The organism is Planktothricoides sp. SR001 (assembly GCF_001276715.1).
Taxonomy (GTDB): domain Bacteria; phylum Cyanobacteriota; class Cyanobacteriia; order Cyanobacteriales; family Laspinemataceae; genus Planktothricoides; species Planktothricoides raciborskii.
Window position 1 is genome coordinate 33,031 of sequence record NZ_LIUQ01000007.1, and the last position, 12,051, is coordinate 45,081.

Here is a 12,051-nt window from a genome sequence, read left to right on the forward strand (position 1 = left end):
GCCATTCGCCCCTACGACTTTTGTACGGGCGAATGGCCATTCGCCCGTACGACTGTCCCCGTTCCCTGATAACCGTTCCCCGTTCCCCAAGAAACAACCAAAGAATCCCTACCCAACCACAAATTTTATTTCGCTTCCAGCCAATTATGCCCAGAATGAATATCAACTAAGAGGGGAACGGATAACTTAACTGCTGTTTCCATTGTTTGGCAAATTTTTGGCTGCAATTCTGCCCACTCATGGGGAGGAATTTCAAAGACTAATTCATCATGGACTTGTAACAGTAACCGGGCTTGATATTCTTGTAAAAGTTGATGTACTTTTACCATCGCAATTTTGATGATATCAGCACTAGAACCTTGAATCGGTGCGTTGGCGGCAGCGCGAAGATTTTGCGAGTCTTGCTGAGTTAATCGACCCAGGTTTAAGTCAATGGCAGCAGGGTTAGACCCTTTGAGTTTTTGCAAGGTGGGCGACTCAAAGGTAAAATAACGCCGTCGCCCTAAAATCGTCGCTACATAACCGTGGGCGATCGCCTCTTTTTTCTGGGTTTCCAAATAGGCAAAAACTTGAGCATAGCGATGGTTAAATCGTTCAATAAACTTTTTCCCTTCCGCCACCGTAAAGCCCGCTTCCCGCGCAAACCGTTGCGCCCCCATACCATAAATTACCCCAAAGTTAATGGTTTTACCTAAGCGTCGTTCTTCGGGGGTAACATTTTCTTTTTCAAAAAGTAACTGGGCGGTTAAATTATGGACATCTTGAGAAGTCTGATAAGCCTGAATTAAAACAGGTTCTTGGCTTAAATGGGCAAGAATTCTTAATTCTATTTGGGAATAGTCCGCCGAGACTAATAGCCAACCGGGTTCGGGGACAAATCCTTGGCGAATTTGCCGAGAAAATTCCGTTCTAATGGGAATATTTTGTAAGTTAGGATTAGAAGAAGATAACCGTCCCGTCGCCGTTGCCGCTTGATTAAAATCCGTATGCACTCGTTGAGTATCCCGGCGGACTAATTGGGGTAAAGCATCCACATAAGTTGATTTTAATTTGGCTAAGGTGCGATGATCCAAAAGATAATCAATTATTTCATGGTCGCCCTGGAGTTTTTCCAAAGTTGCTGCATCTGTGGAATAGCCAGTTTTCATTTTGCGAGATTTTTTGGTATCTAAGTTTAAGGTATCAAATAATACCTCACTCATTTGTTTGGGAGAATTTAAATTAAACGGCAGACCTGCCAGTTGATAAACTTTTTGTTCTATCTCCTCTAACTGCTGATTAATTTGTTGGGAAAGTTGCCCCAGATAAGCACTATCAACCCTAATTCCTTGATATTCCATGTCCGCTAAGACAGGTTCTAAGGGTTGTTCGACGGTTTGTAACAGTTTGTCTATTTGGGGAATTTGTTGGAGTTTTTGGCGCAATTTTGGCACTAATAAAAATGTGGCATAGACATCTAATCCACAGTAATTAGCTACCTCAGCAATGCTTAAGTTAGCAATGGTTTGCCCTTTGGGAATGTTTAAGGATTTGTAACTGAGTGATTCAATTCCTGATAAGTAACGCAGGGATAAATCCGTGAGGGTATGGCTATCATCGGGATTAAGCAAATAACTGGCTAACATGGTATCAAAAACTACCCCAGCTAGATTAATCCCTTGGCAGCGGAAAATGAGGCGATCAAATTTAGCATTTTGTAAAGCTTTGGGATAGTCGCTACTTTCTAATATCTCTCGCAATGCCCCTAATACTTCACTCAATTCTAGCTGCTTTCCGGTAGTGTGACCGATGGGAATATATGCCATGTCATTGGGTTGGTTGCCCCAACAACAACCAATGCCCACGAGTTGCGCGTCTCGCGGTTCTAATCCGGTGGTTTCTGTGTCCCAAGCTACGGGAATTTCGGGGTTAGTATAAGTTTTTAGTCTGGCAACTAATTGGTTTAACTTTTCTGGGGTGTCGATGATTTCTGGATAAATGGATATGGTTTTAGTATCCAGGGGTTTTGTTTCTGTTTCCTGGGTGATGTTGATAGTTGTGGGGTCAACTATGAGTTTAGCTGTCGGGTTTTTAGCAGGAATGTTTTTAGCGGGAATATTGGGTTGAGTAAATAAGGAAAGTTGGATATCCCCCGATCGCTCATAATTATTTAGATGATTATTATTTACATCATTATCATCATTATACTGATTCTGATACTGATTAGATAATGAGGGTTCGCTGGGCAATGCTACCTCGACGGTTCCGCCTAATTTTTCTTGAATTTGGTTGATTTGGCGGACAAAATCACGGAGTTCTAATTTTTGCAGTAAGGGCAGGGCGATCGCAGGGTCAAATCCTTGTAATTTAAAATCCGCTAAGGACACTTCTAAGGGTACATTATCCACAATTTGCGCCAGAAACCGAGAATGATAGGCTGCTTCTCTATTCTCGCTCAGTTTTTTTTGCAGGCTGCCTTTAATTTTATCAATCGAGGCGTAAATATTATCCAGATTTTGATATTCTTGGAGTAATTTAACGGCGGTTTTTTCCCCGATGCCATTGACTCCGGGAATATTATCGGATTTGTCCCCACAGAGGGCTTTGTAGTCTACCACTTGCGTGGGTAAAATCCCTAATTTTTCTTCAACTTCGGCGGGGCCAAATTCTTTCGGGCTGGTATTTCTACTGGCGCTTAAATGGATGACGGTAATGCCTTTTTCTGGGTCAATTAGTTGGAATAAGTCTTGGTCGCCACTGACAATTTTGACGCGAGTTCCCTCCGCTGCGGCTTTTTTACTTAAAGTGGCGATCGCATCATCCGCTTCATACCCAGGGGCGGTAATTACTGGCAAATTAAACGCCCGTAATAGTTGTTGTAAATTCGCCAAATCCGGGATAAAGTCAACGGGAGTTTCGGCGCGATCGCCCTTATAGGTAGGATCCGCTTGGTGGCGAAAAGTGGGTTCAGCCAAATCAAAGGCGATCGCCACGGAGTCTGGCTGTTCTTTGTCGATCGCTTCCAATAAAGATTTCAGGAAGCCAAAACAGACGCTAGTGGGGATACCGTCTGAGGTACGCAGTCCACCCTGTTTGCTTTTGCCAAAGGCATAATAAGCCCGAAATGCCAAAGAATGACCATCAATTAAAAGTAACTGAGAAAGATTTGCTGACACTTATACCCACCATCGTAATAATTCAACGTTATTTATTGTACCGAGATTGTACCGAATTATTTTCCTTATCTGTGGAAAAGTTAGAAACCGGGTTTCTTAATTTACCCATAAACCCGGTTTCTTATCCCTGCTTCGCGATCGCTTGCCAATCACCACAGATTAAGCCCGGTTATGAAAATAGATTCAGTTGCATATTCAACCGATCAATTCTATCTTGAGCCATAATTTGATACTTTTCCACTAATTCAATCCCGATAAATTTTCTAAATAATTTACCCGCCACAACTCCCGTAGTACCAGAACCAGTAAATGGATCGAGCACAAAATCTTGCTCCCTAGTCGATGCCAGCAGGCATATTTCCACAAGTTTTTCAGGATAGACAGCAAAATGAACATCGCGGAATTTACTCAGGGGAATTTCCCACACAGTTCTCTTATTTCGTCCCTTTGGGTGAAACGCTTGATCCCACCTGCCATTATGTAAGTTTTGATTGCCTGAATTTTTCCCTAGTTCGGGGGTGCCATTGATTTTGCCAAAATGGTTTCTTCCCCCTTTCATTCTTGACTTTTCTGTAAAAGTTATATGTGGTTCTCTAATCGCATCAGCATTATAATAATATTCGGGACTTTTCGCGAACATAAAAATATACTCGTGATCGGTTGTCGGACGGTCTTTAATCGATGAAGGCATAGCATTAGGCTTATGCCAAATAATATCACTGCGGAGAATCCAACCATCCGCTTGTAAAGATAATGCGACTCGCCAAGGAATACCTAGCAATGATTTGTTTCTATAAGTGTCTCCCAAATTCACCCACAACAAACCATCGAATTTCAGTTTATTTCTGAGTTCTCTAAATAGGCTAACTAAGTTGGAGATATAAATTTCCACATCACTTTCTTGACCTATTTCATCTTTACTTTCCCCCTCAGAATATCGCCGCTGGCCGAAATATGGCGGGCTGGTGATAATCGCCTGGAAAAAATTATCTTCAAAGGTGGGGACAATTTTTCTAGCATCACCGAGAATTACCCGATTTTCCATGTTACTTTTACGCTCCTCCGAGAATCTTCTCGATATATTTATTAAATTTTACTTGAGATGCTTCATCAAATCCAATAAATTTGTTAGGATTCATGTTAAAATGAAATATCAGGTCAATCTGATTATCCAGGGTAGCTATTTCTGATGCTGACCAATTCTCAGCAACGATGATCGCAACTATATGGTAGTTATTGATTTCCTTCTTAATATCGCTAATTGCAGTAATTATGTCGCGAGTGAAGAGATGGGAATGACCCCCTCCCTCTGTTTCTCTTGTTTTGACTGGAATCAATAAACCTACCTTACCACTGCCAATTTTTGGTGTTAACTCAACCGAAATATCAATCGTATGTTTTCCCAGCTTGATCTGCTTATCCGCAATGTCAATTTTCTTGAATTTTCCATAGTTGCCATAAATAGAATAATAATACTGAATCGCAGTGATTAGACTTGTTCTTACATTAGCCTCAATGCGATGCCCACTGATACTGCGTCGAGAACCTTCTAAGCGATCAATAACAACTTCTCTTAGGGCTGACCAATCAAAACTTTTTACCAGAGTGCGGTACTCGAATATTAGTTCGACCAAAGCATCCGTTTCGGCCATTATTTTGGTAACATTATCGGCTTTTTGCATTCGGGAAATCAAAGGAGAGAGTCTTTGTTGAGGGGCATCTCTGATCATCCATGCAAAAAAGTAAAAACACGCCTTACCATGTGGATAAACCCGACCAATTCCATCAAATAACAAAGGCTTTTCATCATTGACATTTTCATAGCAAGCTTTGATAATTTTTGCTATCTCCATTTTTGAACAAGTCAATAGGATTTCATTTAAAGACCGATGAGACACTGTAATGCGTTTTGCCTGTTTTTCAACCCAATCATAAAATGGTTTGGCTTGGTCGGCAAGTTTGGTAAGCTCGATTAGTCGATAATGAGCAATGTTAATTGTATGGACAATCAGATCATTCATTTTAGTTAAAAATACTCAATATTTTTAAAAATTACATAACTAATTTAATCTTACCATTTTACCGCATCCCGATCAAATTTGGGAAATTTTTTGCATATGTTGGTGCAATTCCGGGGCTAATAAAAATGTGGCATATAGCTCTAAAGCAAGCTAAATCCCTTGGCAGCGGAAAATAAGGCAATCTAGTTTAGCATTTTGTAAAGCTGTGGGATAGTCGCTACTTTCTAATATCGGTTGGTAATTCAACGTTATTTATTGTACCGAGATTGTACCGAGTTATTTCCCTTACCCGTGGAAAAGTTAGAAACCGGGTTTCTTGGGACAACCTTTGCTACCAACCAAGTACGGGCGATTCGCGAATCGCCCGTACATAGAAACCCGGTTTCTTGTCCCTAGGGTTGGTTGTTTGGAGAGGCTTGGAGAGGTTAGAAACCGGGTTTACTAATTTATCTTTTGGCTGGGGGGCAAAAATTAACCTAGAAACCCGGTTTCTTGTCCCTGAAACAGTTAACCGAGAAACTCGGTTTCTTGGATTATTTGTGACAAACCGCAGCCACTCTGGAGTCGATCGCCCTTGATGAAATAGCCACTAATTCGACATTGCCATCGCCATTGATCCGCCAATTTGTTGCCTCGATCTGGATTGGTGTCTTGGTTGCCAGAAAAACCTCACCCATTACATAAGAAATATTTCCTGGAGTCTGAGGCAATTGAGAAAAATCTTGTAAATCTTTCCAAATTGTTTGCTCTTCAAGTTCATGGGTAGGATTTTCCGGTAAACCACCCCGTCCAGTAACCGTAAAAGAATTGCCTTGGGTAGCAGCACATCCGACTTGAATTTGTCCGGTGGGGTCATTGACTCGTTCGGGAAGTTCGACTAATCCTGTAGTGGGATTAACCGCTGGATTATTAATTACCACAGTTCCCGATAAGCCAAACTGAAAACAAGCGGTAATATCACTATCTGAGGTTAATTATTATCTAAATTCAGTGCCAAAAATTTCTTGAGTATTAATATTTATTTTGCCGCCACTACCTTCAAAAGCATTGGCAACGATATCACTATTTTTTAAGGCTACCACCGTAGCACCATTGATGGCAATATTTCCCCCATCGCCATTATTCCCCGCTTCGGTAGTAATGCTACTTTCCCCGCGCATCACTAATCCATTTCTGATATTTAAAGTCAGATTTACCCCAGGGTCGAATTCCGTATTGGCGGCAATTCTGGCCTCGGTGTCTAGAAAAATCTTGACATTACCCCCGCCGCCCAACCCTTGATTTTTGCCGCAAATTTCGACCTTTTATCGCAATATTAAGCGATCAGTATTGATCAAAATTGTTCCGGCTAAATTGCGAATATCATTATAAGCGGCAATGGAAATTTCACTACCAATCGGGTCGCCTCTCCTGCCAGACATTTCTATAGATTCTGAAGCATTAATAATAATCTCTCCCCCTCGACCCACTGGGTTATATGTTCCTACGGAAATGTTCTCTCCATTTTCCATAATTAACCGTTTGGTATTAATTCTTAAACTTCCGCCGCTGCCGGTTCCTTCTTCATTCGCTTCATTGAGTAATAGAGTGATAATTTATCCGGATATGAGTGTTCTGAGTTATACGGATTATGTGGCATTAATCGTTAAGTCTCCCCCATCGCCACTGCCAAATAGACCCACGGAAAATACCCCCCATTTTGGATGATTAATCTGCCGGTGTAAATATGAATAAAACCGCCATTAGATGTTGCCCCTACTTCGACTTCCTTGAGGATATAACTGGGAAAGTTAAACGCATCACTAATCCCGCTGACAATTACCGAATCAACTGCTTTAATCGTGATGCCGCCTCTTGGCAAATCTCCCAATGGATTGGCCGCGACGACCGAGCCACCATCTAATATAATTGACTGTCCCTGGAGGTGAATATCGCCGTCTATTTGCCCCCCAAATCGATATAATATTCTTGGGATAATTGAATATTTTGTAAGCTTTTTACTTGGCTATAAGCGGCTGTCCAACCATTATTAACCGGGACTAATATAACGGTGTTATTTCCATCAACACTGCCCCTAACACTGCCTAATTCTATTCGACCGCCTCTGGTGGTGAGATGGCCACCTTGAAATGTAATTTCACCTGCGCGATCGCGCATCGGCTTTGCGGATGCAAATCGCTGCTCAGTCCAGGGATTCTCCCATAACAATTCCGGCATTCAGCCCTGATGCTCTCAAATGATATATTTCCAGCTTATTTGATGGCGGATTTTTTAATGGCGGATTTTTTGACAAATCCCTCTCTCTAATGCTGCCCTATTTTTTTACAGTAAGCAGAAATATCTTCTCTCGGACAGCCGACTATAATATATTAGGTAATTTATTTAAACAAACCATTTAAACTATAAGCTAAATATTTGGGTTAAATAAATTACTTTTTAATTGCTTTTTAATTTTTAATTAATTTAAATAAATTATTTTTAATCGTAATTATCTGTGAAATTTAAGTTTAATTTATTAATTTTTATAAAAACCTGAAAAAGTTAAACAATCTATTTTATCAATTAGGACTTACGCAAGTAATCTATATATGGCTTATTGGTGCGTTACCGCTCGGAACAACACCCTACGGATAGCGTTTATGCGTAAGTCCTGTCAATAAACAACTTAATTTAATCATAAAAATTTCCTAATAAAAGATGCCATTAACTCACAATAAATATTAGACAATTCTGGCTTTCATGCCTGTTTCGATCCCTCCACCCGATGGCGGAAAAGGGCGCCACTCGGCTTTTTAGCTTGGGAAAGCATTCTTGTCTATTAATTAACTGGGATAAAAAATTAATCGCTATTGCTAAGGCAAGTGTCATCAGACACTTGGGGATCTGATTGGATTGCACTGTGACCAACCGAGGATATCCGCATAACAGATATCAATCGGTATGGATCCTAGGACGTCGGCCTAGGCAGAACGGAAACTTTGCTAAAATAGCATTTCTGGCGGAATTACTAATCTGGGGCGATCTGGGGATATGGGCGATCGCCCATATCCCCAGATCCTAATTGGTGTTTTGTTGCCAAATATACAGCTTCTTCTAGGCTTAGATTCCGGGTATTTAATCAAGAAGTCGTATAAAATACTCAAAACCTGAACTTCCAAAACCCAAAGATTATTTCTATCTCCCTAGTGGCAAGATGCTCGAATCATCTCTAAGTTAGCCCTCTAAGTTAGCGCTGTATCGAACACAATTGCCACAAATTCTTCGATGATTCGTCACCAATCACTGAGATGACTCATCTGTCAGAAACACAAATCCTGACAAAAATGTCATTTATCTTTACCCTAAGTTAAACTAGGCATAAAGATTTAATCCAGGGTTCTGTAAGCTTCGTGCTTATCCCTCAGTCGCAAATCTTTCCCACCGTGTGAGGACGTGAATCAAATATGTCTAAAAAATCTCCGTATTTCTGGCTGACTAAACCAGCGATCGTCAGTGCCAGCCTGTTGTTGGCCACATCAGCGATCGCCAGCGAACCTGTATCGGGTTCAGGATCCGCAACCAACGAAAATGCCTCCATCAACTCGATTCTCAATCAAGTTGAAGAATACAATCCGATCAACCTATCCCAAGGGGGAGATGACCCTCTACAACGAGTCAACTCTGTCAACCAACTCCGGGATGTCCGCCCCACTGACTGGGCTTATACCGCCCTGCAAAATCTAGCTGAACGTCACGGCTGTCTATTGGCTTACCCGAATGGCGAATACCGAGGCAATCGGGCCATGACTCGTTATGAATTTGCCGCTGGCTTAGACGCTTGTCTCGAACAGATTCAAAGACAGCTTGCCAACTTAGATACAGGGGTTTCTCGCTCCGACCTAGAAGCCCTACAACGATTGCAAGAAGAATTTGCCGGAGAATTAACCGTTCTGCGCCGCCGAGTCGATGCCCTAGAAGTGCGTACCGCCGAACTCGAAGCCAATCAATTCTCCACCACCACCAAACTCTTTGGGGAATCCATCTTTGCCTTAGTCGCTGCTGATGGTGGCAGCGCGACTAACGCTGATGCCAACGGTGAGTTTGCCCTAGGCACTCGGACTCGTCTCAACTTTGATACCAGTTTCTCCGGTCAAGACTTACTCCGCACTCGACTGCAAGTCGCCACTCTGGATTCATTTGCCCAGAACAACACCTTCACCCCCGAAGGGGATCTGATGTTTAATGCCGGACTTGACCAAGATGGAGACACCACTTTCCGCTTGAGTTCCTTGCTGTACAGCACCAATCTAGGTGACAAGACTCGGATTGCTTTTATTGCCAATGCCGGAGCGGTGAATGACTTCGCCAGCACCGTGGTGCCCATGGATGGAGATGGTGGCAGTGGTGCCGTGTCTCGCTTTGGGACTCGCCCGCCCATTTATAACCTGGTCAGTGGTTCTGGTGTCGGCTTAACCTACGATGCGGGTAAAGCCGAACTCAGCTTGGGTTATTTAGCCGGTAATGATAACTTAGGACGTTCTGTTGGCAGCCCCCTCCCCCAAAATGGTTTATTTGATGGGCCTTACGGCGCTATAGCTCAGTTGGTATTCAAGCCCGTTGATGGCTTAAAAGTGGGTCTAACCTATGTCAATGCCTACAACAAAGACACCCAGACAGGGAGCATTTTTGCCACCCCAGTTTCTTCCATTGGTTTCACCACTTCCACCAATGCCTACGGCCTGCAATTCGGCTACGAAACTGCTGATATGCCGGTTAAGCTCGGTGGCTGGTTGGGTTACACCGATTCAAACATCAAAGATTCAGGATTAGACGGTGACATGGCTGCCTGGAACTGGGCGGTGACTTTAGGGGTCGATGCGGGTCCTCCGGGAAGCCAACTGGGTCTGATTGTGGGCATGGAACCCAAAGTCACCAGCAGTGATGGAGCGTTAGCCGGTCTGGAAGATTCTGATACTTCCCTGCACATTGAAGGCTTCTACGAGTATCAACTATCCAATAACATTTCCGTTACTCCAGCCTTCGTCTGGTTGACTGCTCCGGATCACAACAGCAACAACGATGACTTGGTAATTGGCACTCTCAGAACCACCTTTAGATTCTAATTTTTTACCGATGACAAATTGGTCAACAAATTAGTCAACTTCTCCGTTGTGTTGACGATTAGCCCCGTAAAGGGGCTTTTTTGTGGGTATTTGCCGGTCAAAAATTCTGTATAGCTATTTCAACTGTACTTGAGACAATACATCAGGGGCGCAAGCATTGCGCCCAAAGAAGCAAATCAACATATTGTAGGGGCGCAATGCTTGCGCCCCTATATAATTGTATTAATCTTAATTGAAATGACTGTAGAACCAGAATATCCCCGTTTAAGCCAAAGCAGAAGTGCCAAAATCTGGAGGAATATCTTGAATTCTCCCGGAACCCACCGCCTGAATTGCCTCTTTCAGGGAAACATCACCCGTGTAAAGGGCGCGACCGACAATCACACTATTCACTCCCATTGGTTCAAGGGACAACAACGAGAGTAAATCTGTGAGGGAGCTAACCCCTCCAGAGGCCACAATGGGAATATCGATATGTTCTGCCATTTCCCGTAAAGCAGGAATATTCGGCCCTTTTAGGGTGCCGTCCCGATGAATATCGGTATAGATAATCGTCGCGACGCCTAATTCTTCCATACGTTTGGCTAAATCCGTGGCCATGATTTCCGAGGTTTCCAGCCAACCACGAGTGGCGACTTTACCGTTACGCGCATCAATCCCCACGGCGATCTGTCCCAAAAATTCTTGGCACAACTGCCCAACTAAGTCAGGATTTTCTACCGCTACTGTGCCGAGAATGGCTCGCTGCACCCCTAGACCCAATAAGTTACTGACCGCAGCATAACTGCGTAAACCACCCCCAACTTGTACAGGTATTGGGGATATAGCTTTAACAATCGCTTCAATGGCTTTGAGGTTAAGCTGTTCTCCCGCTTTCGCCCCATCTAGGTCTACTAAGTGCAGTCGAGTCGCCCCTTGATTCATCCACTGTTTGGCGACGGTGACAGGATCTTCATTAAAGGTTTCCGACTGTTGGTAATCTCCTTGGTATAGTCGGACACAATGCCCTCCGAGTAAATCGATCGCGGGAATAACTTCCATAGTCCCCTTTTACCTCTTTTAAACGTTTAAATTTTAGATTTTTGGCTGAATTTGCCCCATTCACAGCTTTGGTGACACCCATTTGCTCTCTTGGTAAATCTTGCTAATGATTTGGTCTTTACCGACTTTGAGTTATTTGGGTACAATTAGAACAGATGATGTCAGCATATAAGGTATTATATGTCCGCCCGGGTCAATGCTTAAACATTTGTCAAGGATTGTCAAGGATTAAATATTAAATTTCGGGGGAAACTATGTTAAAAACCAGTCTCATTTCCGGTTCAGTTATTCTCATCTTTCTTTATATTGGCTTTGGCGATAAGGTGGCAGTATTGCCGGACAATATGAGAAATGCCAGTACCCAAGCCCGGACAACCTTAGTTGAATTTGGGGAGAAATTAGTTCCTAATTGGGTGACAAAAACCAAAGATAATCGAGGTAATATGTTAGACCAAGATCCTGAATCCACCAAGTAGGGAATTTCCTCAACTTTTTGGTAAATTTTAGGTAAAAAAATTAGGAATAAGGCTGTAGTTAATCATTACTGATTTCACTAGGCCATGATTCCTAAAAAGCTTTGTTTTAAGTCGTTTATATTAACTGATTAACCCTGTTAATCAGTTCATAATGTTAAAATTGCTTTATCTGTGTTAGAGGTTTTTGGCATCAATATTCTACACATAAAAGCAGATTTATCCATAAATTTTCCATTGAGGGAACGGGGTTCGGTTA

At 42.6% G+C, this 12,051-nt stretch carries 12 protein-coding genes; 3 read left to right on the forward strand and 9 right to left on the reverse strand.

The window, feature by feature from the left end:
* Positions 1-125: 125 nt before the first annotated feature.
* From polA to AM228_RS34945, 3 genes are all read right to left on the reverse strand, one after another.
* Complete coding sequence (gene polA / locus AM228_RS06225) at positions 126-3,155, reverse strand: DNA polymerase I (protein ID WP_054465238.1); 3,030 nt, start codon at positions 3,153-3,155, stop codon at positions 126-128.
* 169 nt (positions 3,156-3,324) lie between these two features.
* Entirely contained in the window at positions 3,325-4,200 is an 876-nt protein-coding gene (locus AM228_RS06230) for a site-specific DNA-methyltransferase (protein WP_054465239.1), read from the reverse strand.
* Positions 4,201-4,207: 7 nt separating this feature from the next.
* Positions 4,208-5,176 (reverse strand): hypothetical protein, encoded by a 969-nt coding sequence (locus AM228_RS34945; protein ID WP_072160687.1) that lies wholly within the window; start codon positions 5,174-5,176, stop codon positions 4,208-4,210.
* A 255-nt stretch (positions 5,177-5,431) separates the two neighbouring features.
* Here AM228_RS34945 and AM228_RS31955 point away from each other — a divergent pair, with 255 nt between their 5' ends.
* Positions 5,432-5,572, forward strand: coding sequence for a hypothetical protein (locus AM228_RS31955; RefSeq protein ID WP_156331575.1), 141 nt, complete (start codon positions 5,432-5,434; stop codon positions 5,570-5,572).
* Positions 5,573-5,709: 137 nt separating this feature from the next.
* Here the strand turns inward: AM228_RS31955 and AM228_RS06240 are convergent, their stop codons facing one another.
* The 5 genes from AM228_RS06240 to AM228_RS06260 form a co-directional block, all read right to left on the reverse strand.
* Positions 5,710-6,096: an S-layer family protein gene (locus tag AM228_RS06240; RefSeq protein WP_054465240.1), complete on the reverse strand. Its 387-nt coding sequence runs from the start codon at positions 6,094-6,096 to the stop codon at positions 5,710-5,712.
* A gap of 57 nt (positions 6,097-6,153) precedes the next feature.
* The gene (locus AM228_RS06245) at positions 6,154-6,450 is read right to left on the reverse strand and encodes a hypothetical protein (RefSeq protein ID WP_054465241.1); all 297 of its coding nucleotides are present in this window, start codon (positions 6,448-6,450) and stop codon (positions 6,154-6,156) included.
* Positions 6,451-6,480: 30 nt separating this feature from the next.
* Positions 6,481-6,687: a hypothetical protein gene (locus AM228_RS06250; RefSeq protein ID WP_054465242.1), complete on the reverse strand. Its 207-nt coding sequence runs from the start codon at positions 6,685-6,687 to the stop codon at positions 6,481-6,483.
* Between the two features lie 134 nt (positions 6,688-6,821).
* On the reverse strand, positions 6,822-7,046 hold the full coding sequence (locus tag AM228_RS06255) for a hypothetical protein (protein ID WP_054465243.1): 225 nt from the start codon (positions 7,044-7,046) through the stop codon (positions 6,822-6,824).
* A gap of 68 nt (positions 7,047-7,114) precedes the next feature.
* Positions 7,115-7,393 (reverse strand): hypothetical protein, encoded by a 279-nt coding sequence (locus tag AM228_RS06260; RefSeq protein ID WP_054465244.1) that lies wholly within the window; start codon positions 7,391-7,393, stop codon positions 7,115-7,117.
* A 1,226-nt stretch (positions 7,394-8,619) separates the two neighbouring features.
* Here AM228_RS06260 and AM228_RS06265 point away from each other — a divergent pair.
* Positions 8,620-10,278 carry an iron uptake porin gene (locus AM228_RS06265; protein ID WP_054465245.1) on the forward strand — a complete coding sequence of 553 codons (1,659 nt, stop codon included), beginning with the start codon at positions 8,620-8,622 and terminating at the stop codon, positions 10,276-10,278.
* A gap of 264 nt (positions 10,279-10,542) precedes the next feature.
* On the opposite strand, the gene hisA is transcribed toward AM228_RS06265, so the two are convergent.
* Positions 10,543-11,319, reverse strand: a complete 777-nt coding sequence (gene hisA / locus AM228_RS06270; RefSeq protein ID WP_054465246.1) for a 1-(5-phosphoribosyl)-5-[(5-phosphoribosylamino)methylideneamino]imidazole-4-carboxamide isomerase — start codon at positions 11,317-11,319, stop codon at positions 10,543-10,545.
* 254 nt (positions 11,320-11,573) lie between these two features.
* Here hisA and AM228_RS06275 point away from each other — a divergent pair, with 254 nt between their 5' ends.
* Entirely contained in the window at positions 11,574-11,795 is a 222-nt protein-coding gene (locus AM228_RS06275) for a hypothetical protein (protein ID WP_054465247.1), read from the forward strand.
* Positions 11,796-12,051 lie beyond the last annotated feature (256 nt).

What these genes read in the sequence shown, in the direction of transcription:
- hisA (WP_054465246.1), bottom strand. Translation starts at nt 11,319, where the DNA reads ATGGAAGTTATTCCCGCGATCGATTTACTCGGAGGGCATTGTGTCCGA.
- AM228_RS06250 (WP_054465242.1), bottom strand. Translation starts at nt 6,687, where the DNA reads ATGGAAAATGGAGAGAACATTTCCGTAGGAACATATAACCCAGTGGGT.
- AM228_RS06260 (WP_054465244.1), bottom strand. Translation starts at nt 7,393, where the DNA reads ATGCCGGAATTGTTATGGGAGAATCCCTGGACTGAGCAGCGATTTGCA.
- AM228_RS06230 (WP_054465239.1), bottom strand. Translation starts at nt 4,200, where the DNA reads ATGGAAAATCGGGTAATTCTCGGTGATGCTAGAAAAATTGTCCCCACC.
- AM228_RS34945 (WP_072160687.1), bottom strand. Translation starts at nt 5,176, where the DNA reads ATGAATGATCTGATTGTCCATACAATTAACATTGCTCATTATCGACTA.
- AM228_RS06265 (WP_054465245.1), top strand. Translation starts at nt 8,620, where the DNA reads ATGTCTAAAAAATCTCCGTATTTCTGGCTGACTAAACCAGCGATCGTC.
- AM228_RS06275 (WP_054465247.1), top strand. Translation starts at nt 11,574, where the DNA reads ATGTTAAAAACCAGTCTCATTTCCGGTTCAGTTATTCTCATCTTTCTT.